Origin of the sequence: Rapidithrix thailandica (assembly GCF_039710355.1) — a bacterium.
GTDB lineage: Bacteria > Bacteroidota > Bacteroidia > Cytophagales > Flammeovirgaceae > Rapidithrix > Rapidithrix thailandica.
The window spans coordinates 113641-136637 of the sequence record NZ_JBDKWZ010000009.1; the positions used below are offsets into that span (position 1 = coordinate 113641).

18 protein-coding genes are annotated in these 22997 nt (G+C 42.2%); 3 read left to right on the top strand and 15 right to left on the bottom strand.

Translation table 11 applies throughout. The annotated features are described in order from the left end of the window. Positions 1-1178 precede the first annotated feature (1178 nt). The 10 genes from AAG747_RS16495 to AAG747_RS16540 form a co-directional block, all read right to left on the bottom strand. Positions 1179-2492, bottom strand: a complete 1314-nt coding sequence (locus AAG747_RS16495) for a TRAP transporter large permease (RefSeq protein WP_346822303.1) — start codon at positions 2490-2492, stop codon at positions 1179-1181. A gap of 59 nt (positions 2493-2551) precedes the next feature. Beyond that, a complete protein-coding gene (locus AAG747_RS16500; protein ID WP_346822304.1) occupies positions 2552-3070 on the bottom strand; it encodes a TRAP transporter small permease subunit in 519 nt (172 codons plus the stop codon). Between the two features lie 372 nt (positions 3071-3442). Continuing rightward, complete coding sequence (locus AAG747_RS16505) at positions 3443-4840, bottom strand: GAF domain-containing protein (RefSeq protein WP_346822305.1); 1398 nt, start codon at positions 4838-4840, stop codon at positions 3443-3445. Positions 4841-4952: 112 nt separating this feature from the next. Next, positions 4953-6068 (bottom strand): ABC transporter permease, encoded by a 1116-nt coding sequence (locus AAG747_RS16510; protein ID WP_346822306.1) that lies wholly within the window; start codon positions 6066-6068, stop codon positions 4953-4955. 40 nt (positions 6069-6108) lie between these two features. Beyond that, the gene (locus AAG747_RS16515; protein WP_346822307.1) at positions 6109-7224 is read right to left on the bottom strand and encodes an ABC transporter permease; all 1116 of its coding nucleotides are present in this window, start codon (positions 7222-7224) and stop codon (positions 6109-6111) included. A 70-nt stretch (positions 7225-7294) separates the two neighbouring features. Beyond that, positions 7295-8026, bottom strand: coding sequence for an ABC transporter ATP-binding protein (locus AAG747_RS16520; protein WP_346822308.1), 732 nt, complete (start codon positions 8024-8026; stop codon positions 7295-7297). Positions 8027-8029: 3 nt separating this feature from the next. Beyond that, the gene (locus AAG747_RS16525) at positions 8030-8947 is read right to left on the bottom strand and encodes an ABC transporter ATP-binding protein (protein WP_346822309.1); all 918 of its coding nucleotides are present in this window, start codon (positions 8945-8947) and stop codon (positions 8030-8032) included. Positions 8948-9000: 53 nt separating this feature from the next. After that, on the bottom strand, positions 9001-9903 hold the full coding sequence (locus AAG747_RS16530) for an HlyD family secretion protein (RefSeq protein ID WP_346822310.1): 903 nt from the start codon (positions 9901-9903) through the stop codon (positions 9001-9003). An 80-nt stretch (positions 9904-9983) separates the two neighbouring features. After that, complete coding sequence (locus tag AAG747_RS16535) at positions 9984-11261, bottom strand: TolC family protein (protein WP_346822311.1); 1278 nt, start codon at positions 11259-11261, stop codon at positions 9984-9986. 55 nt (positions 11262-11316) lie between these two features. Then, positions 11317-11913, bottom strand: coding sequence for a TetR/AcrR family transcriptional regulator (locus AAG747_RS16540; protein WP_346822312.1), 597 nt, complete (start codon positions 11911-11913; stop codon positions 11317-11319). 187 nt (positions 11914-12100) lie between these two features. Here AAG747_RS16540 and AAG747_RS16545 point away from each other — a divergent pair, with 187 nt between their 5' ends. Beyond that, a complete protein-coding gene (locus AAG747_RS16545) occupies positions 12101-13114 on the top strand; it encodes a PEP/pyruvate-binding domain-containing protein (RefSeq protein ID WP_346822313.1) in 1014 nt (337 codons plus the stop codon). Between the two features lie 155 nt (positions 13115-13269). Here the strand turns inward: AAG747_RS16545 and AAG747_RS16550 are convergent, their stop codons facing one another. The 4 genes from AAG747_RS16550 to dnaG form a co-directional block, all read right to left on the bottom strand. Further along, a complete protein-coding gene (locus tag AAG747_RS16550) occupies positions 13270-16047 on the bottom strand; it encodes a phosphoenolpyruvate carboxylase (protein ID WP_346822314.1) in 2778 nt (925 codons plus the stop codon). A gap of 579 nt (positions 16048-16626) precedes the next feature. Next, positions 16627-16821 carry a hypothetical protein gene (locus AAG747_RS16555; RefSeq protein WP_346822315.1) on the bottom strand — a complete coding sequence of 65 codons (195 nt, stop codon included), beginning with the start codon at positions 16819-16821 and terminating at the stop codon, positions 16627-16629. 334 nt (positions 16822-17155) lie between these two features. Then, entirely contained in the window at positions 17156-18199 is a 1044-nt protein-coding gene (locus AAG747_RS16560) for a potassium channel family protein (protein WP_346822316.1), read from the bottom strand. Beyond that, positions 18196-20139, bottom strand: a complete 1944-nt coding sequence (dnaG, locus tag AAG747_RS16565; protein WP_346822317.1) for a DNA primase — start codon at positions 20137-20139, stop codon at positions 18196-18198. Before dnaG ends, AAG747_RS16560 begins: the two co-directional genes overlap by 4 nt. Positions 20140-20506: 367 nt before the next feature. On the opposite strand from dnaG, the gene AAG747_RS16570 reads away from it, so the two are divergent. Continuing rightward, positions 20507-21589, top strand: coding sequence for an Mrp/NBP35 family ATP-binding protein (locus AAG747_RS16570; protein ID WP_346822318.1), 1083 nt, complete (start codon positions 20507-20509; stop codon positions 21587-21589). A gap of 123 nt (positions 21590-21712) precedes the next feature. Further along, entirely contained in the window at positions 21713-22012 is a 300-nt protein-coding gene (locus AAG747_RS16575) for a NifU family protein (RefSeq protein ID WP_346822319.1), read from the top strand. 159 nt (positions 22013-22171) lie between these two features. Here the strand turns inward: AAG747_RS16575 and AAG747_RS16580 are convergent, their stop codons facing one another. Next, positions 22172-22864, bottom strand: coding sequence for a head GIN domain-containing protein (locus AAG747_RS16580; RefSeq protein ID WP_346822320.1), 693 nt, complete (start codon positions 22862-22864; stop codon positions 22172-22174). Between the last annotated feature and the right edge of the window lie 133 nt (positions 22865-22997).

Consider the following 22997-nt stretch of genomic DNA (forward strand, 5'->3'; position numbering starts at 1 on the left):
AGTTTTGTGTAGGAAGGTGATTGAAAATAAAAACGATTGCTTTTTTTACAGAAAGGACAATTTAGGAACCACATAGATACAATAGATCACATAGAAATTGAAAGGGCTGAGATGGTAGTTTCTATTGTTTTCTATGTTTCTACTGTGGTGATTTAAAAAAATATTGAACCACATAGATACAATAGTTTACATAGAAATTGAAGGGACTGAGATGGTAGTTTCTATTGTTCTCTATGTTTCTACTGTGGTGTTTAAAAAATATTGAACCACATATAGATACAATAGTTCACATAGAAATTGAAGGAGCGTAGATGGTAGTTTCTATTGTTCTCTATGTTTCTACTGTGGTTTTAATAAAAATATTGAACCACATAGATACAATAGTTTACATAGAAATTGAAAGGGCTGAGATGGTAGTTTCTATTGTTCTCTATGTTTCTACTGTGGTGATTTAAAAAAATATTGAACCACATAGATACAATAGTTCACATAGAAATTGAAGGGACTGAGATGGTAGTTTCTATTGTTTTCTATGTTTCTACTGTGGTTTTAATAAAAATATTGAACCACATAGATACAATAGTTCACATAGAAATTGAAGGAGCGTAGATGGTAGTTCCTATTGTTCTCTATGTTTCTACTGTGGTGTTTAAAAAATATTGAACCACATAGATACAATAGATTACATAGAAATTGAAGGAGCTGAGATGGTAGTTTCTATTGTTCTCTATGTTTCTACTGTGGTGATTTAAAAAAATATTGAACCACATAGGTCACAATAGTTTACATAGAAATTGAAGGAGCTGAGATGGTAGTTTCTGTTGTTTTCTATGTTTCTACTGTGGTTTTAATAAAAATATTGAACCACATAGATACAATAGTTCACATAGAAATTGAAGGAGCTGAGATGGTAGTTTCTATTGTTCTCTATGTTTCTACTGTGGTGTTTAAAAAATATTGAACCACATAGATACAATAGATTACATAGAAATTGAAGGAGCTGAGATGGTAGTTTCTGTTGTTTCCTATGTTTCTACTGTGGTTTTAATAAAAATATTGAACCACATAGATACAATAGATCACATAGAAATTGAAGGAGCATAGATGGTAGTTTCTATTGTTTTCTATGTTTCTACTGTGGTGATTTAAAAAATATTGAACCATATAAGGCACAATTCTTAACTACCTTTTCCCAAAGAAGGCAACCAGGTGACTAATTCGGGAAATAATACCAAGAGACCGATCATAATTAACTGGATGAGGATAAAGGGAATAATGCCCCGGTACAGGTGTTTGGTTTTGACTTCAGGCGGAGCAACTCCTTTGAGATAAAACAAGGAAAAACCAAAAGGAGGTGTCAGAAAGGAAGTTTGCAGGTTGAGCGATACCAATATGGCAACCCATAGTAAATTCATTTCATACACTGCGAAAATAGGAGTTACCACAGGCATAAAAATGAAAATGATTTCGATAAAATCGATAAAAAAACCGGCAATAAAAATTCCGATCATCACCAAGGCTAAAAAGGCATAAGGGCTTAATGCGGCACTTTCAATAAAGTCTACCAAAATCCTATCACCTTCTACACCCCGGAAGACCAAACCAAAGGCTGTTGCCCCTACTAGGATGATAAAGACCATACAGGTGAGAAAAGTAGTCTCTTTCATCACCTCTTTGAGTACAGTGATGGTCAATTTGCCTTCGGTGAGGGTGAGGATAGTGGCCATAAAGGCGCCTACTCCGGCTGCTTCGGTGGGAGATGCAATTCCGGCAAAAATGGAACCCAATACTGCCAATACCAGTAACATGGGCAAGACAAACGTTTTGATAAGGGTAGGGAGGAAGTTTCCCTGTTTGAATTCCCTGATCTCTTCTTCGGGTACCGGAGGAGCATATTCCGGTTTAAGCATTGCCACGACCAAAACGAATCCGATATAGGCAATGACCAAAAGAAGTCCCGGAACCACTGCCCCGATAAACAAATCTCCTACGGAAATATTCATTACACTGCCCAATAGTACTAATACCACACTGGGAGGAATGATTTGCCCCAAAGTTCCGGCTGAGGCGATGGTGCCGGTTGCCAATTCTGCTTTGTATTTTCGTTTTAGCATGGTGGGCAGGCTAAGCAAACCCATCGTGACTACCGTTGCGCCTACTATACCTGTAGAAGCAGCCAACAAGGCCCCCACTACAATTACCGCGATGGCCAGTCCTCCTCGCAACCTTCCGAAAAGAATGGCCATGGTGTTTAGCAAGCGTTCGGCAATTCCCGACTTTTCCAACATCACTCCCATATACACAAACAAGGGCACGGCTATCAGGACGAAGTTGTTCATGGTGCCGTAAATACGCAAGGGCAATAAGTTGAAAAACTCCAGTCCGAAGACGAAATACCCGAAGACGATGGATACGCCTGCCAGAGTGAAAGCTACCGGATAGCCTAAGAGAAGTAAAGTAAAAAGGACAACAAAGAGTAGAAGAAGGGTCATTGGCGTGTCGTAGGTTTTGTAGTGGATTTGGTTTAGTGGCTGTGAATAAACTATTGAAGTTATGTTTTCTTTTCTCCCAGAAGGGTCAGTATGGATTTGGCCATGGACGAAGTGCCTTGTAAGAGTAGGAAGAAAAAGCCAATAATGATCACACTTTTGATAGCATAGCGGAAAGGCAAACCTCCCGGGTCGGTAGATTTTTCATTCATATTATAAGAAACTTCCACATAGGGGATGCCTCCTTTGATCACAATCAAACAAAAGGGAATCAGGAACAGCACCGTGCCCGTCAAATTGACCCAGGCTTTCTGTTTTTCAGAGAAATTCGCATAGAACACATCCACCCGTACATGGCGATCGTGTTTTAAGGTATAGCCTGCACCCATCAAAAAGATGATGGCAAATAGATGCCATTCGAGTTCGAAGGTGGCCGGATTGGAGTAATTGAACAAATAGCGGTTGATCACATCGTATACAATTAATATCATCAAGAAGGTGGTCAGCCAGCCCGCCATTTTTCCTAACCATTCATTGATATGGTCAACCCCTTTACTATAGGAGTGTAAAACAGTTTTCATTGAGACAAGTAACAGTTTGGACGTTTACAGTCAACGGGCCTAAAGATAAAAAACAAATTGACTTTGTCTTAGAAGTTGCTTGGGTTTTATGCTTCAGAGGTATGCTGTGCTTTTTTACTTCCACTCTTCAACGATATTTCCGGAAAAATGAGACGTAATTTAACGTGAAAAGCCACTTTATTAATTTCTAAAAAAATCAAACTGATTCTATGCGGAAGGCTGTATAGAACAAAATAAAAAAGCCACTCCCTTTTTCAGGAATGGCTTTCATTGCATAGGTAAAGTTTGATTCTGTTACAAGTTTATTGTGAAAGTTGACTTAAATGCTGTTTTTGTTGTGCGAGCTATTGTTTGTAATATTTCTTTTGAAGGTTAACTTGTTAAATGGTTTTGTTCTTTGCGAGTAGCATTTAGCTTCTCTTCCAGGTCTTCAATGTGCTTGACATACTGTCTTTCTTTGCGGTACATTTCTTCTTGGGTCGCTTGCATTTCTTCCATGTTCTGTCGCATTTCCTCTTCCTGAGAGCGAAGCATCTCGGCTTGTTGCTGGGAGGTTTCCAATAGTTTCTTCGTCTGTGAGGTAATGCGGTAACTACTAATGACCGAAGCGATATTTTCCCCTACCTTTTCCAGAAAGGTAATCTCATGTTCCTGAAGGACTTTAAAGGAAGCGATTTCCAGAATGGCTTCGATCTTTTCGTTGAAAAAGAAAGGGATAATCACAATACAACGGGGATTGCTATGCCCCAGTCCGGAAGTAATATCGAGGTACTCTTCCGGTACATCGGTTAAAAATAGTTTATCTTTTTCCAGGTAGGATTGGCCAATCAAGCCTTCACCTACCTCTATCCGTTTTTTGATAAATTTTTTGCGGTTGTACGCATAACAAGCCACTAATTCCATATGTTCGTCATGGTCTTGCTTATTGACCAGGAAAAGCCCTCCCTGATTAGCACCCATAAAGCGGATGATATATGCTAATAATTTATCATACAAGATGGAAATATCTTCATCTGAGCGAAGCAAGTTAATGCTTTGGGCCAGGCCTTTATTGATCCATTCACGTTGTTGGGAATCGATCCGGGCGTTCTCCAGTTCTTTGTAAGACTTTTCCATTTCCGATTTGGCTTCTTCCATGGCCCGAGTTCTTTCTTCCAACTCCTCCAAGTTTACTTTGAGCTTTTTCTCGGAATCTACCATCGATTTTTGCAATAAGGAAGTCATCACAATGGCTACCAAAACGCCAAAGGAAATTCCAAAGGTATCCAATTGCAGGGATTGGAGTTCTGTATACAAAGATTCTGTTTCTTTGGAAGGAACAAAAAGCAGACTGATGTATCGAAAAGTGACAATTTGAAGAATATTGAATATGAGTGAACCCAGTTGTAAAGTGCGCTCCGAAAAATGAAAAATGATAAAAGGTAAAGGTAACGAGGACGTAGTCAATAAGATGAGTGATGACAAAGCCGGTTTCTCAGGAGGGGTGATCATTGCCGCTACTATGACCACCAACGAAATAGGAACAGTACTGATAAAGACCCGGGAAAGATTGTATAGATTTAAGAAATTGAAAAATACAGGAAGAATACAAAGGGCCATGCATAGTAGGGCAGCGTACAGGACGGTATTCTCAGAATGATTGGTATAGGAGAAGAACGCGTACACCAGGGAATTGAACGTCAGTATAAGCGCAATTTGATTGGTTAACCGGATTTTAGGAGCGAGTTCTTCCGCCAAGTCTGCGGAGACACCTATATTGAAGAATTTCATATGCTAGTGAGATTAAAAAAAGTCTTCTCTTAAAAAAAATTTAGGTAGCCTTCATCCATATGATTGAATTCATATTTGTAACTAGACTTTTTGAAGATTATTATTCATTTTTTTAAACAGTCTTGCGGTATTGCCAAATAGCCCAACCGTTAAAGACAATGGCAAATCCGGAAATAACCGTAAAATGAAAGCGGATTTCTTCAAAACCGGCTCCTTTTAACATGATCATCCGGGTGACTTCAATAAAGTAACGTACCGGGTTAAGATAGGTAACGACCTGGGCCCATGGCGGCATATTTTCTACGGCCGTAAAGAGTCCGCTCAACAATATAAAGATCACCAGGAAAAACCAGGAGATGAACATGGCTTGTTGTTGGGTGTCCGTAGTGGTAGAAATAAGCAAACCAAAGCCGAGTACTACCAGCAAATACACCGCTGCAAAACCAAACAGTGCCCATAAGCTGCCGATCATAGGTGTTTGATAGATTAATTTGGCCAATAGTAATCCCACAGCCAACATTGCCAAGCCGATGATCCAAAAAGGCAGTAACTTGCCAATGATGAATTGGTACTTTTTAATAGGGGTGACATTGAGCTGCTCAATGGTACCGATTTCTTTTTCCCGCACGATATTCATACTGGACAAAAATGCCCCGATCATTGTCACCAACAAGACCAGAATTCCCGGTACCATAAAGGTCAGATAATCCATTTCTTCATTGTACCAGTTGGCATATTGAACACTGAATTGCTTTACCGCACTGAGACTTCCGCTAGGATTTTCTTGTAAAAGTTCTTTCCTGAAATCCGCCAATACGGCTTGTGCATAGCCATTGGCCAGACCTCCTTTCATGCCGTCAATGGCATTGATTACCACCTGTACATCGCTGTTATGCTCTTGGGAGAGCTCTTTTTCAAATCCCTTTGGAATGACCAATACCAAATCCGCTTGTTCGGTAAGTAACGCTTCTTCTCCGGCGGGAATATGAGAAGAGTTTCCGACTGTGCGAAAATACGGAGAGGCTTCAAATTTGCCGGAAACCCTGCGGGAAAAGGAACTGTGGTCTTGGTCGACCAGCCACAAGCGCAAATTTTGAATTTCAAAGGTGGCTGCATTTGCCAGTACTAACAACTGCACAAAAGGCATGACAAACAAAATAGGCAACATGCCTTTGTTTCTGAAGATTTGTTTAAATTCTTTTTCCAATAGAAAGAAGATCGTTCTCATAATCGGTTGAGCAATGATGTTCCGGTAAAGGTTAGTAAGTTTAGGCCAAACGGGTTTTGAAATTCTTAATGCTGAGGAGGATAAAAAAAGCCGTAAAGCCCAGTAAAATCAAGCTTTCTTTCCAAAGCAATTCCATGCCGGCTCCCTTGAGCATAATCCCTTTGACAATGATGATAAACCACTTGGCCGGGATGATATTGGACAGAAGTTGCAAGAAAAAAGGCATGTTTTCAATGGGAAAGATAAACCCGGATAAAATGATCACGGGCAGCATTAAACCCATCAGCGAAACCATTAAGGCGACTTGTTGTGATTGCGTTTTGGTAGAAATAAAAATGCCCAGGGAAAGGGCTGTGAGAATGAACAGCAAACTTTCACCTAGCAAAAGGACCAGGCTCCCTTTGATGGGAACCCCGAAAACAAATTTGCCTAAGAACAAAATCATCAATGCATTGATAAAAGAAAGGAAAATGTAAGGAATTACTTTGGCAATGATGATCAGGCCGGGTTTCATGGGTGAAGCGAGCAAAACTTCCATCGTACCCAGTTCCTTTTCCCGGGTGATGGTAATGGACGTCATCATGGCGGATACCAGCATCAGAATAATCGTAATCAAGCCGGGAACAAACATATACACCCCTTTCAGTTCCGGGTTGTAACGCATTTGTACTTCGGGCACCAACTGATAAGGCTGGGAGGTAGTTTGGTTCTTTTCCTGCTGGAAGGAACGAATAATCGAGGAAGTATAATTCATTAAAGAAGTACCCGTGTTGGGGTCGGAGGCATCGGCGATTAACTGTATTACGGCACGGTGTTCTTTTTCTAGCTTGCGATCCAAGTCATGGGGAAACACAATGACCTGCTTGACCTCTCCGCGTTTGAAGACTTCCTCTATTTGCCGGGGGTGTTGAAGAGTTGCTTGCAAATGAAAATAACCGGAAGACATGATTTTTTGAGAGAGCTCTTCCGATACGGGGTCTTTGGCCATATCTAAGATGGCAATCCGGGCTTCTTGGATTTCATTGGTAATGGCAAAACCAAAAAGTAAAATTTGGACAATGGGCATTCCAAATAAAATGACCATCGTGCGTTTGTCCCGGAAGATATGGATAAATTCCTTTTTGATGAAGCCTTTCAGGCGTTTTAGGTTTGTCATGGCAAATGAACATTGACTGTTTATAAGTTCTGGGAATCAAAACCTTCCAGGTTTTAGAAACCTGGAAGGTTTACCCCCTGGCTAATTTTAAAAATACCTCATCCATGGAGCCGGCATCAAATTGCTTTTTCAAGGATTTGGGGCTGTCCAAGGCTTTTATTTTTCCATCGACCATCATGGAAATTCGATGGCAATATTCCGCTTCGTCCATATAGTGAGTGGTGACAAAGATGGTCGTGCCCTGGTAAGCCGTTTCCGTTATCAAATCCCAAAACTGTCTTCGGGTAACCGGGTCCACTCCCCCTGTAGGCTCATCCAAAAAGATGATTTCAGGCCGGTGAATCATAGCGATGGCGAAAGCCAGCTTTTGTTTCCAACCCAATGGTAGGGCTTTCAACAAGGTGTTTTTTTCGGAAGTCAAACCCATTTTTTCTAACATATCGTCCGTTTGCTTCCGGATCATAGAGGTGGAAAGACCGTAAATTCCTCCGTAAAACCGGAAATTTTCCCGGATACTCAGATCATCGTACAAGGAAAATTTTTGACTCATATACCCGATATGCCGTTTGATTTTCTCCGTTTGTTTGTAAATATCAAACCCGGCCACGGTAGCCTTGCCGGCACTGGGACTCAACAAACCGGTGAGCATGCGCATTGCTGTCGTTTTCCCGGCTCCGTTTGCTCCTAAAAAACCAAAAATTTCTCCGGGACTCACTTCAAAACTGATCCGGTTGACAGCAGTGAAGTTGCCAAAAACCTTGGTGAGTTGTTCTGCCTGTATGATGGGACGAGTGTTTGACATGGCTTAGTCACTTTGTTTCATTAATTCCATAAAGCAATCTTCTATGCTGGGCACAATGGGGTTTACCTGATGGTCAGTGTGCCCTTTAGCTCGAAGGTATTCATTCAGTTGAAGGGCAATGTCCTCTTCCCGTTCATCCGTGTAATGGATATCCTCTCCGAATGAAAAGACTGAGGATGCATAAGGGTAAGCCCTTAAATCTTGCAATAACTGATAGTTATCTTTGCCATTGACAGCGTATAAGCGTGCCGGAAATTGACGGGTAATCCCTTCAGGGCTGTCGGTTTGTAGAATTTGTCCGGACTGAATCAAGGCTACCCGTTGGCAGAGCTTGGCTTCATCCATATAAGGAGTAGACACTAATAGCGTAATGCCTTCCTTTTGTAAGCCTTTGAGCATTTGCCAGAATTCTTTTCGTGATACGGGATCTACTCCTGTAGTGGGCTCGTCCAGTAGCATAACTTCCGGGCGGTGGATCAGCGCACAGCATAGAGCAAGCTTTTGCTTCATTCCTCCCGAAAGTTTGCCTGCCAGCCGTTTGTTGAAAGGCTCCAGTTGCACATAAATATCTTTGATCAAGCCATAGTTTTCCCGGATGGTAGTGCCGAACAACGTGGCGAAAAGCTCCAGGTTTTCCCGGACGGTAAGGTCTTGGTACAGGGAGAATTTGCCGGGCATATACCCCAATCGTTTTCGGATTTGTAAGTAATCCCGGACCACGTCTTTTTGCCCCATACGGGCAGTACCGGAGTCGGGCAAGAGCAAAGTCGCCAGAATGCGGATCAGGCTGGTTTTCCCGGCTCCATCCGGCCCAATTAACCCAAAAAGTTCCCCCTCTTGCACCTCTAAGCGGACTTCCCTCAATGCCCTGGCTCCTTGATAAGATTTGCTTATTTGCTCTATCTGGATGTAAGTGTTCATGGTTCAAGATTGAATGATAGCTGGATAGGCTGATTAGGATAAAGTACATTGTGTTACTGTCCGGTGCCTTGAAATCTTACTTCTCCCGGCATGCCGATTTTTATACTTCCTCGGTTGGTTACTTTCACCTTGATCGCGTATACCAGGTTGACGCGCTCTTCTTTGGTCTGAATAATTTTAGGGGTGAATTCTGCTTCATCGGCAATCCAGGCTACGGTTCCTTCCATGCGCTCAAAGTCTTGTGCATTTTTGTCCACTAGCACCTCTACTTTTTGTCCGGTTTGTACTTCCGTTAACTGACTTCCGCTAATGTATGCCCGTAAGGTCATTTCTTGTAAATCGGCCATTTTGAACAAAGGTCTTCCGGGCATTGCCACCTCTCCGTGCTCGGCATATTTGACCAAAACTTTTCCCTGAATGGGGGCCTTGACCAGGCACTTTTGAATTTGATCATTCAGAATGTCAATTTGCTTTTGAAGGGGTAAGATTTCGGCAAGCAATCCCCGGTTTTGCGTGGAAAGAGAGGCCTCCAAAGCTTTCTTTTGCTTTTCTACCACATCAATTTCCCCTTTGATATCGTCTAATTGTTTGGTGGCGGCGGCATCGTCTTTGAGCAGTGCTTCCAGGCGCTTTCTCTCCCGGGTAAGGTTTTTATTTCGTTCCAGATATACCTCCAGTTGCGTACCAATGGATTGTGTCTTTTGGCGCAAGGCTGTTATGGAAGCTTTTAACTTTTCTTTTTGCAAATACAATTGAGTCGTATCGATTAAACCCACGGTAGTGTTGGCGGTCAATGATTGCCCTTCTTCTACTTGTAAGTAGAGAATTTTACCCTGTCCTTCGGCGGATACGGTAATCTCGGTAGCTTCAAAATTTCCATAGGCATCGGATTTTTCCTGTTCGGGATTACATGCCAGTGCCAGCAATATGCCCAAGCAATACAAGCTGTTTTTCATAGCAGTTTTAATTTGTTCTTTTCAGTAAGAGAAGTTGATAACTCTTTGGTTTTTGACCGGTATGAATTTTTGGTTCATGCTTAAAATTTTCCCTGTTTTGTCAATTGGTTGACAAGGGTTTGTACTTGTTGAATTTCGTGAATTTGAAGTTGTAATTGGAATGCTGTTTGCCGGTTTAGTTCTGTGATATACCCTGTAGAGGTAATCACTCCGTTGGCCAGTTGAGAAGCAGAGGTGTTCACCTGTTCTTTTTGCAGGCTTATCATTTGTTTTTCCGACAGAATCAGGGCCTTAAGCTTCTGAAGTTCTTCATGCTCTTGGGTCAGTGAGATGGTTAATTGTTTGTCAAAGTTCTCTTGTTCACTAAGTACAATCTGTTGTTGCAGGCTCAAGCTTTCCTGTTCTCTGTTCCAACGACCGTAAGAAACCGGTTGCCATGTTAAGCGAAGACCTACCAGGTAATAAGGTTCAAACTCCGTTTCGAAAAAATTCAAAGGATTCGGTTGACCAATGCCCAGTGTGCCGAATACATGCAAATCGGGCATCTTTTGTAAAGTCATTCTTTTCTTTTTACTTTCCAAATACTGTTGTTGCAAAGCAAACAGTTGGTATTCCGGGCGCAAGCTATTGGGCTTGATTTCCGTAGAGGACAGGGCAACTTCCGGCAATGTGAGGGTCGCCTCCGGTACTTTCGGGTCTTCCGTCCATTTGGCCAGCATTTTTAACATGGACTGTTTTTCGTAGCTGATTTGAGTAATTTGTTGTTTTACCTTTAAAATTTCAATTTCCAGTCCGTTGGCGTTGCTTTTAAGCAATACCCCATTGGCTACTTTGGAACGGATAGAAGCCAGGCGGTTTTCCAGTTCTTTCAATACGGAAGCGCGAAGCAGCTTTTCATTTTCTTGGAGGATCAAAGCGGAAAAATACAAGCGGTTAATCACCTCTTTGATTTGGTACAGGTTGACCTGTACTTGTTGCTGTTGAGTTTGAATGTTTAGTTCCTGAGTGACTATTTCGGATTTTAATTTTCCTCCGTCAAAGAGCTTTTGCTGCAAAGACAGTTCTCCCCGGTATTGATCTTTGGGGACTTCGATTCCTTCCATCATGGGTATTCCGGGATTGAACGTCACGGCATCGGATTGGTAAGTAGCCTGTAGGATTACTTGCCATTGCGGGAGGTTTTGTAAACGCAGGTTGCTCACCTGTAAAGCTTTGAGGCTTTCCAGCCAGGTCAGTTGCTGTTGCTCCGGACTTTTTAAAATCGCTTGTTCATGGCAGTAGTGGAGGCTTAGGGTATCTGCCTGACTATGTGCCGATAGCAACAAAATAAAGCCAATAATCAGAATAGAATGTTTCATTAACTTAAAAATTTAACCATTTAGTTAACTCCGGGTTAAAAAAAATCCACAAGTGCTATGCTTGTGGAAGTACAATTTTTACGATGGATTTTTTTCGTTGGTGAATCATCTCATGATAAGCATCTTGGTCCATGTTTAAGATGGTTTTGGCCAGAGGTTGTGCAAGTATGGGAAAAGCACATAGCGAAATAATATTGATTAATAGTTCTTGAGGCTTAACATACCGCATCCTGCCTTGTTCCACTTCCTCTTTTATCTGTGTTTCCAGCATTTCCCAATCGAAATGTACATTACTCTGTGCTAACCGGATGAGAAAATCAGGGTTTTGATTCAATTCATTTATCACAAACAGAGGTAAATCAGGATTTTCAAGCAATGTTTGGGTGTATTTTTCTACAAAAAACGCCACTTTAGATGTCAATGGCTGGTGTGTATTGATTACTTCAGTTAATTGTAGGAATACATTGCCCAGTATCTGTTGAAAGATTTTTTCAAAGAGCTTTTTCTTATTTCTAAAATAATAATGTAACAGCGCTTTGTTAATCCCTGACTCATCGGCAATTTCTTGCATCCGGGCACCCGCAAACCCCTTTTTCAGGAATACTTTCCGGGCGGCAATAAATATCTTTTCTTCTGTCGTTAATTCGCTCATTTAACTATTTAGTTAAACTGTTTAGTCAAAAGTAAGTGCTGACTTTGAAATATCAAAAAAATATACGCGGAATTTTTAGGAGAATAGGAAGTGTTCTTCAAGAAAGAGATTTTAAAAGTCGGCAAAAAATAGTAATTTATATACTAATCGTTCAAGGACCTGAAAATTTCATGATAAGCCACAAACCATGGAAAAACTAATTCTCAACTTTCCTAATATTGATAAGGTAAATGCGATGAGTATCGGGAGTCAAGAGCGGGTCAAGGGATTGCTTCTCAAAGCATTGGGGAAGAGTTCAATTCGCATCATTCCTGGGTTTACTACAACTGCCTATTTTTTCTGGAGTTTCCTGCATACCAATAATATCCGGGGTAAATTAGCAGGAATCCTCAGTCAGTTAAACCGTACTACGCTAAGCAATATAAACGAAGTAAGCCAAAAAGCACGTGAACTGATCGCTACTTCGGAGATTCCTATCAACCTTAAAAAAATACTAGTCCGGTATTACCAATTACTCAGTTCCGGTAGCGGACATCATGAAGTAATGGTTCGGAGCCAATCGTTGATGATGGGAGCGACTAGTAACTTTATGACTTTGGAAACCTTTTATGGCGTGAAGGATGAAGAAGATCTTTGTAAAGTGGTTCACGGTTCGTTCATCGATCTTTATTCGGTTGAAAGTATCCAAAAAGCGCTGTCCTGCTTTATTGATGTGATGAATATTACGGCCACTTCCAGTGTGCATTTGATGCACTTTCAGGGAAACTCATCCAGTGGAGTGCTTTCTTACACTCCGGCCCATCAACAGGTTGTACTCCGGGGAACTTGGGGGATCTATGAAGAGAATGCTTCGGAAGAAGCCGATGTGTATGAATTTAATGTGATTCCGGATAGTGAAAGTCAACTACAGAAAAGCTTAGGGAAAAAGACTTGGACAAAAGGAAAGTTTTCGGATCAAAAGTCTGTTTCGTTTGCCATTGAACGTATTCCGACTCCGGATTACAAACGCTGTCAGTTTGTGCTAAAAGATATAGAAGTAAAGCAATTGGCCAATTGGTTGTTTAATATTGAAAACTACCTTCATTTGCCAGTGTCCCTGTATTGGTATAAATCCGGCCCAAACGGCTTGTTATACATCACGGATATTACCGTAAAAAGTCCCAACTCGGTATCGGAGTCCGTGGTGGAGGCCGTGTCATAAAACCTGAATATAACTGTTTTTCCAAGCAGTCATTAATAGGTAGTAAGTCAGTTTTATGGTAAAAAAAAATGAAACCCCTGAAAGCATTTACTACTTTTCAGGGGTTTTTGCTGACCATGCGGTTTGCGCGTATCTCCGTAAGTTAAAAGACTTGATCAACCGGTATTCCGCAAGGCACTGGCAATACCATTGATGGTTAACAACAGACGCATCGTTATTTTTTTGGTTTCTTCCGAATCAGCATTATGCTTTTTCAGTTTTCGCCATTTTTTCAAGAGAGCCACTTGGTTTTTATGCAAGTCGTTCAAGGCTTCGGCTCTTAGAACATTGGAATAATGATGTTGTCTTCTCCGGTCGTTAAAAGGCAGCTCGAAGAGAATATCGATCATTTTCCGGGTTTTGGCCAATTCATCCTGAATAAGGCCGAAAATATGTTCTCTTACTTTAGGGTCGGTTACCAAGGAAGCGTATTGTTTCATAATCTCCTCATCCGTAGCAGCCAAACTGGTGTCTACATTGGTAAACACATACGTTAACAGAGAGTCTTTCATGATCCCTTTTTTGAATTTTTCGAACTCTTTGGGCTTTTCTTTCTGGAAGTTTTCCAAAGTAGAACCGACTCCATACCAACTGGTCAGGTTAAAACGGGATTGGTTCCAACTAAATACCCAAGGAATGGCCCGGAGGTCAGACAGGCTTTTTTTACCGCTTCTGCGAGAAGGCCGTGAGCCAATTTTACTTTCTTCAATGGCATCAATTGGAGTAGCTTCTCTAAAGAAATCGATAAAGTGAGGGTCGTGCAACAAGTTCATATAATGCTTGCGACTTTCTTCGGCCAGGTATTTCAGGGTTTGGTCAAAGTTGTTTTTCTTCTTCTCCGTGTATTTATGGAGAATAGAACTACCGGCGGTACCGGCTACAAACAACTCCATATTATACGCTGCATTCAACTTGTTGGCGTATTTCTGAGAGATTGTTTCTCCTTGTTCCGTTTGCCGGATATCTCCGTTGACCGAAGAGTGAGGCAATGTTTTTAAGAACCAACGGACCGGCCCCGCTCCTCTACTGATGGAACCTCCTTTGCCGTGGAAGAAGCGAAGTTTTACCCCTTTCTTCCGGCCAATTTCAGCCAGTTCGGACTGAGCATGGTATAGGTGCCATTGGCTGGCCAAGATGCCCCCGTCTTTATTACTATCGCTATACCCAACCATAACCATTTGCACCGGCATCTTTTCACCGTTGATTTTGCGCTGGTATTCCAAACTGCGTTGGGTGAAAGGGTGGTCGAGAAACTCATTGATAATTTTCGGACTTTTTTGCAAGTCTTCTATCGTTTCGAAAAGTGGAACTACCGGAAGTTTACTTACTAAGCCCTCGGGTGTGTTTTCAATCAATCCCGCTTCTCTGGCCAAAAGATAGACCGCCAAAAGGTCGGAGGTTTCACGGGTCATACTGACAATCAAGCCTCCCAGCCCAAAGGTACCATAGAGTTCGGCATGGTTGGCTAAGACTTGGTAGCAGCTAATGGCAGCATTGGCATTGTGCTCCAAATCGCGGAGCATGTTGCGGGGAATAAAAGGCCGTGGAGATTTTAATTCTTCGTTCAGGAAGTGTAGTCTTTGTTTTTCATTCCAGCCTAAGAAAGCATCTCCGTCCAGCGCGGCGGCCTTCATAATTTGGGCAATGGCCTGATCGTGGAAGGCGCTATTTTGCCTTACGTCCAAATGCGCCAGATGGAAGCCAAACGTTTCGATGATCCGGATAGCTTCATGGATATCGGAATAAGCGATGTTTTCAGCTCCGTATTGAATCAGTGCTCTTTGTAAAATTTTTAAGTCGTCCACCAATTCGCGGGCAATGATATAGCGGCCGGGAAGTTCTTTTAACTCTACCGCATGGCCTCTTTTTACATCCAGTGGCAACATGGTCAGCATTAAGTTGACAAACTGCCGGAATACTTCTCCTTCATTGCGATGCATGGCTTCGTTTCCTTCCTCATGCAGTGTTTCCAACATTCTGTGAGTCCGGTCCCGCATTTCGCTGGTCGTGTCTTCAATAGAAGCGGAGAAACTCAACAATTTGATCAGTTTGACCAATTGTCTTCTGACGATGACAAAGGCATTCATCCGCAGCGTTTCCAAGGTCTGTCGGGTAACATCACTGGTTACCAAGGGGTGTCCGTCACGGTCACCGCCTACCCAGTTGCCAAAGCGGATTTTAGGAAGGACTTCCGCATCGCGGATTTTTTTGGGGTCCAAACCTTGGTCTTCCCAAGCCTGTACAAGCCTGCGGTCGAGCAGAGGAATCACTTCAGGGAATACATTGGTCATATAGTGCAACACATTGCGCAACTCGGAGGCGAGATCTGGCTTTTCCAGGTAAATTTCTCCGGTTCTCCACAAGCGGTCCAGCACCAGTTTGATTTCCCTTTCGGTTTCTTTCTGTTCTATATCTGTATACATTTTATTTTCCCGCTTTACCAGCAATAAATAAAGCATACGATGGTGCTCCAATACCGTAGAGCGTTTGGCTTCTGTAGGATGGGCGGTGAGGACAGGCTCTACCCGGATGTCAGACAAAGAGTCTACAATTTGATCTTCGGTGATCCCTTGCTCCTTTAAACTTTTTAAACTTTCGGCCCAAAGCCCTCCTATACTGGACAAGGAATTATCATTTTCAATCCTTCTTCGATTTTGTACCGCTCCGTTTTCTTCCACCATATTTAATAGCTGAAAAGCTATCGAATACAACTGCACATGTTCTTCGGTATAAAACTTCGGACTGAAATTGACTCTATTGTTAATCCAAGGAATAAACTCCGCCAAATCATCTTCTCCGTTTTCAATCAACACTTCTTTCAAGCAGTTCAGAAGGAACTCCAGGTCATGGTAGGGTTTACCTAATTCTTTTTTCGTGATTTCTAATACGTTCATACGAAATCTTTTTGTTGGTCAAATGATATATACGAGCAAAGCTTCTATAGCTTCTTTAAGAAGCTATTAAACTTACGAATTTTTAAATTAGAGTAGGGTTAATTTTTGTTGTAATGGCAGCCGGTCATACGCTTTTTCCTTACAACTGTCCCAGTAGTTATTATGCGCTTAAGTACCACGGTTGATGTGGGTAGGCATACTTCTCCCTGAGGAAAATTATGTGTTGTCGGTCTTGCTTTGGTTAGGTAGGCAATCAGCAGAATGTATTCTCTGACTCTTACAAAGAAAAGCCTCAAAAGGAGAAATATCAAATTTCATCCAAGATTACAAGGTTTTCCAAATCAGGCCATTTGTGAAAAAGTACACCCAGTTAGCTTATTGAAACACTTACAGGCGTAAAAAAAACCGGTTGAAGCTCAACCGGTCTTAAATTTAACTAATACAACTATTTAAACTACTTGCATCATATATGAGAAAACTACGACTATAAATCCATTGATAAATAGACCAGATTTATTTTTCTATACTGGTAATGTTAACGAAAACAAATTAAAAATGTTAAGAAAGTCTTAAAAAAAATTACTTGGCTTCCCTTATCTTATCTTCGTTTTGATGAAATGCTTGATGCGTCCCGGTCTTTATCTCTTGTTGAGTGTGCAGGGGCTCTTCCTTTGGCGGGTCTGAAATGGCCTCAAAAGCCATTGCCGCTAATAAAGCCATTGCGAGGATAAAAGCTTCGATCAAGTCTTTGGTTACTTTGATTTTAGTTTTCATAGTGATTACAGATAGTGAAGATACCTGCCGGAGTGCCAACGATGTGCCATTCCATGTAATGGTTTTAAAACCAGTAAGTTATGTTTTTGTAGCGAAATGGAAGGAGGCATTCGAATGTTCGAATGCGGACAAGAAATGATAAAAATGTACACTTTGTACAAGGCAGAACCAATGCTTGGTAAGCAAAAGTGTAACGGACCGAAATAAGGAATGCTCTTGCTTGCTTGTGGATACAGGAGAAAACGAATCACCCTTCAATTTTCCATCCAATCCTTCAATCCCCCAATCCTCCATTACTTTAATCCTTCAGTCCTTCAATCCCCCAATCTTTAATTTACTCCCCGGAAGGTGAAATATCTTTTCCGCAATAGTGGATAAACTTGTTGATTTGATCTTCGCGACCCAGCACTATGAGTACATCTCCTTCGGTAAACATGGTATCGGCTTTAGGGTTGATGATAAAGCCGTCCCGGCTGTGTTTGATACCCACTACGTTTACCCCTGTGCGGCTTCTGATATCCAGTTCGCGCAGGCTTTTGTTGCGAAGTTCTTGTTTGAGTTCGTTAAAACGCAACTCTTCCAACCGTAGGCGGGTTTTGTCTACGCCATTGAGCATTTCCAGGAATTCTACCACTTCAGGACGGGTGACGAGGTTGGCCATATGCAAGCCTCCAATGGCATCGGGCTGGACAACATGATGGGCCCCGGCCCGAAACAGCTTGTTCACCGCAGTCTCTTCCGTGGCTCTGGCAACAATCTGAATATCGGGGTTTAATTCCCGGGCGGTTAAAGTAACGAACACGTTATCCGCATCCTTTGGCAAAGCCGTAATAATGGTTTTGGCCCGTTGGATACCCGCTTCAATCAACACCTCATCCGAGGTAGCATCGCCTTCTATATAGAATACATTGGATACTTCTCCATACTTGAGATATACCTTTTCAATGTCCCTTTCGATAATGGTAAAAGGTACTTGGTTGCGAAGCAGTTGCTCACAAGTTTTGCTTCCGTTTTTTCCGAATCCGCAAACGATCGTATGGTCTTTCATTTTGTAGGCCCCTCGATTGGTAATGTAAGTTTGAAATACTGAACGTAGCTCCCCCTCGAAAATATACTTGGTCACTACCGAAGCAAAGTAAGCGAAAACACTGAAATTAAAGATAATGTAGATGGAAATAAAAATACGTCCTTCCGGTCCTACCCGGTTGAGTTCGTTCATGCCCACGGTAGAAATCGTGATGACCGTCATATAAAAAGCATCCCAAAACGTATAGGCTTCCAATTGCATAAACCCAATGATGCCTACCAAAAGGCTAAGAAGCAAAACGGATATGGCAATAAAGAGCTGGTTTAATTGTCGAGTGAGGGTTGCTTTCATGAGATGACCATTCCTAGTTCTTTGGCAATAGAGGTTTTGTCTTTTAAAAATTCCATATACAGTTTCATATTTTCATCCCGCTTTTCGTCAGAAGTAGCGGCTGCAATCTTTTGAATATAGGTATTACAAAGCTTTTCACTCAACCGGTATTTTAAACGGAGAATGTTAGTGTAAAGCACCTTCGACAAATCTTCGTCTTGTTTGGGAATAACGATATTCAAGCGTTCCCAATGCTGACTGATTTCTTCTTTGGTCACCAATAGGTCTACAATCAAGGTTTTGTGTTCGGGCTTGCAAATTTGCAGCATGCGTTGGTCGTCTACCTGTTTGCCTGCATCCACTTCTTTTTTATAGAGCTTGAAAATTTCAAAATAAGTAGGCGAATGAAATTCAATACCCTGGATTTCTTCCATCAGATAATCGCAAATCCGTATTTCCTCGTCCACCGTTAAGTGGCCATAGTTCACGAGCAAGCGAAGGTATTCCCTTTCTTGTACATTGAGCTTTTCGTCATAAACGGCCGGGGCTTCTTCTACCAGAGCGGAGTCCTGGTTTGGCGTTACCGGGGCATCCTGAAACTCGCCGGGAAGGGCTTGACGTTCTTCCTTCCATTGAGCCCTTTTTTGCTGCTTTCGTTGCTCGCTAAGGGCAATTTTTTTACCCTCTTCGATGAGAATATTCTCTTCGATATTGAGCAAGTTGCTACACTCTTTATAAAAGACCGATTGACGGATAGGGTCCGGTATTTTGGCAATACTTTCAACGATGCTCCGGATGATGCCCGCTCTTTTGATGGGGTCATTGCCCGCTTCTTTCAGGTGTAGTTGGGTTTTGAACAGGATAAAATCCTGAGAATGCTCTTGGAGGTAGTCTTTAAAAGCCGCTCCACCCAGCTTCTGACAGTAGCTGTCTGGGTCTTCTCCTTCCGGAAAAATCACGACCCGCACGTTCATTCCCCGTTCCAGGATCAGATCCACTCCCCGGAGAGAAGCATTGATACCGGCCGTATCTCCATCGTAGAGGATGGTGACATTTTGCGAGTAGCGTTTGATTAAACCAATCTGGTTGCTGGTCAGGGAAGTCCCGGAAGAGGCCACCACATTTTCAATACCTGCCTGGTACAAGGAAAGTACATCCGTATAGCCTTCTACCAGGTACGAATTGTCTTCGTTGCGGATGCTTTGCTTGGCCTGGAAAATGCCATAAAGGATATCACTTTTATGATAAACTTCTGTTTCCGGGGAGTTGAGGTATTTGGGTTTATCGTCTTTTTTGAGGGTACGGGCCCCAAAGGCAATGACCCGGCCCGAAATATTGTGAATGGGAAAGGTGACCCGCCCCCGGAACCGGTCGTATTCTTTGTTTTCTTTGCAGATGATGAGCCCGGCTTTTTCCAACAGGTCTTTCTGATAGCCTTTGGCCACACCGGCTTTTAATAATGCGTCCCATTGATTCAGGCTGTATCCCAAGTCGAATTTTTGAATGACTTCCTGCGTAAACCCTCTTTCCCGGAAATAGCTCAAACCGATGGATTGCCCTTCCTCCTCCTCACTTAGATTATGTTTGAAAAAATCTTTTGCATAATTCAGGACAATCAACAGACTTTCTTTTTCACTTTGTACGGATATTTCTTCCGGGCTTAATTCCTCTTCCTCGATCTCGATTTGGTACTTCTTGGCCAGGTAGCGGATGGCTTCTATAAAGCCCAAACCTTCCATTTCCATGACAAAGGAAATAGCATCCCCGCCTTTTCCGGTGCTAAAACACTTGTAAATCCCCTTGGCCGGAGAGACGGAAAAGGAAGGGGTCTTTTCATCGGTAAAGGGAGATAAAGCCCACCAATTATGTCCTTTCTTTTTCAGTGGTAGAAAATCCTCCACCACTTCCAAAATATCGGCTCGTTCCTGTACGCGTCTGATTGTATCGGTACTGATTTTCATACTGACTGAAGCATCGTGATTTTACTCAAAATTATGCTATTTTTAGATAAGGAAGAAAATTTTACCTCTTGGATAGAGCCGGAAAAAAGATTGAACGTTTTCTATCAAAGTTATATACAAAGGGGAAGAGTTGCTCATATGCCGCAAAACAGGCCGCTATCGAAGGCTCCCTGATTATTTCGTATCAATTTTGTTATTTTATATAGTATTATTACTTCTTTTGCAATAGAGAACAAGTTACAGGACGCTCAAGCATACAGGTAATGTGTAAACAGCCTATTGTCGAACACATCAATTTCAGAGATATAAAGATCCAAGCCAGCTTTTACACCTTGCCTTTTTTAACAACATTATTAAATACAAGTAGATGACATTTTCAGAGTCTGACATCATAAAAGCCCTTTCAACGGTAGAGGATCCGGATTTGAAGAAAGATTTGGTGAGTTTGAATATGATCCGGGATGTGGATATCGAGGGAAATACGGTCCGGTTTACTGTGGTATTGACCACACCCGCATGCCCTTTGAAAGAAATGCTGCGCAAGCAATGTATCGAAGCGGTGAAAAAACAAGTGGGGGAAGATGTGGACGTGGATGTGAATATTACAGCGGATGTGACCACCGTCCGGAATCAATCTCCCGTATTGCCCAATGTAAAAAATATTATTGCCATTGCTTCGGGAAAAGGCGGAGTAGGAAAATCTACGGTTACGTCTAATTTGGCTTTGGCCCTGGCCGAATCCGGCTCCAAAGTGGGGATCATTGATGCGGATATTTTCGGGCCTTCCATTCCGGTGATGTTTAACACGGAAAGCGCCAAGCCCGGTGTGGTGAAAATGGAAGGAAAGAACATGATCATTCCTATTGAGCAATACGGCATCAAATTACTGTCGATTGGCTACCTGGCTCCGGCTGAAGATGCGGTCGTCTGGAGAGGGCCTATGGCCAGCTCTGCATTAAAACAATTTCTGACGGATACACACTGGGGTGAGTTAGATTACCTGTTAATAGATTTGCCTCCAGGCACCAGCGATATTCATTTGACTTTGGTACAAACCGTTCCGTTGACCGGTGCCGTCATTGTGACAACTCCCCAAAAAGTAGCACTGGCAGATGCTACCAAAGGGATTTCTATGTTCAGACAACAACAAATCAATGTGCCAGTATTGGGAGTTGTGGAAAATATGGCGTATTTTACACCCGAAGAGTTACCCGATAACAAGTATTACCTTTTCGGGCAGGATGGTGGAAAGCTGTTGGCTCGTAGGTACGAGATTCCCTTTTTAGGGGAAATTCCGATTGTGCAAAGCATCCGGGAAAGTGGAGACAAAGGAGAGCCGGCCATCATGCATCATGAAGCGTCAAGCCTTGCTTTCCGGCAAATTGCGCAAGAATTGGCCCGGAATGTGGCCATCCGGAATGCTAACTTGGAAACGGCCAGCTTAGGATAAATTAATAGAGAAATTGACCAGTGGCAGAAGTCCATGGATAGTTTTTCTCTGAAAAGGGAATGGAATTCGCAAAATTTTGTTTCCAAACGAAAGAAATTAATCATTTTTAATACTACTACTTTCATGAGTAACACAGTCATACCTGAAGACATGGTAAAGGAGGTGGAAAAAGCCTTGGACACAATCCGCCCTTACCTGGAGGCTGACGGAGGTAATGTGCAGATTAAAGAAATCACCGAAGAGAAAGTGGTGGTTTTGGAACTGCTCGGCTCTTGTGGCTCTTGCCCAATGTCTACCATGACCTTTAAGGCCGGAGTAGAACAGGCAATTTTGAATGCCGTGCCGGAGATTAAAGGGGTAGAGGCCGTGAACATTACCCTTCCGGATGATCCCAATGCGAAACTGCCGGAGAATCTGAGATAGTCATTTTATTGATACAATCTTGGAACAGAATGGGCTAAGAGAAATGTGAACGAACTGTTTGATCACATTCCCCTTAGCTCATTTGTATTTTTAACAGAGGTCTATATAAAGAACAATCGTACAGGAACAGGTAGGACCCTGACAAATTCTGTCAATGCTTTAATCTAATTTTTGGACCTTCCCCGACCCGGACACATTCATCTGTACATTGGTCGGGTTACCTTTGTACCGGACTTTCCCCGAACCGGAAATACTTGCCTGTAAATCTCCGTTGATTTCCATTTCTACATATCCCGAACCGGACAATTTAATAGAGGCATCCCCTACTTTCAGATCCGAACCGTACACTTTGGCCGAACCGCTGGAGTTAAGGTTCACTCGCTTGGCGTTACCTTCCAAATTGGCCTGATTACTTCCCGAAAAGTTAGCTTTCAATTCGCCTACACTTAATTGAAGTTGGTACTTACCGGACCCTGATCCGTTTAAAGCCAGTGTGGAACCTTTCAGGGTACTTTTTGTCGTCACTTTACAAGCTCCTGATAAGGAAATAGCACTTAAATTTTTGCTGTAGGTGATGTACAAAGTACCGTCTACATTCCGGCTTCCGGGTTTTACTTTTACTCTTAAGGTTCCGTTTTTGACTTCTGTGATGATTTTTGAGATATCCTCAGAGGAGGCTTCGATTTTGATGGAAGGAGAGTTGCCTTCTTGTAAATACACAGTGAACGCACCGCCTATACTGACGCCCTCAAAGGAAGATAACTTTCTGGTTTCGGTGCTTTGAGCATAGGTGGAAGTAATAAGAAGGAACAAAAAAGCGCTTGTTGTGATAAGGTTGTTTATGAATTTCATTTTTTTGAGAATTTAGATGCTTCTTTTAGAAAGCTACAGTATTTCCAAAGTAAATCCAAAATATTTAAAATACTTGTTATCAGTTGTTTATGTGAATGATGATCCGAGTGTTTTTGTCCGAAAATGAACATAA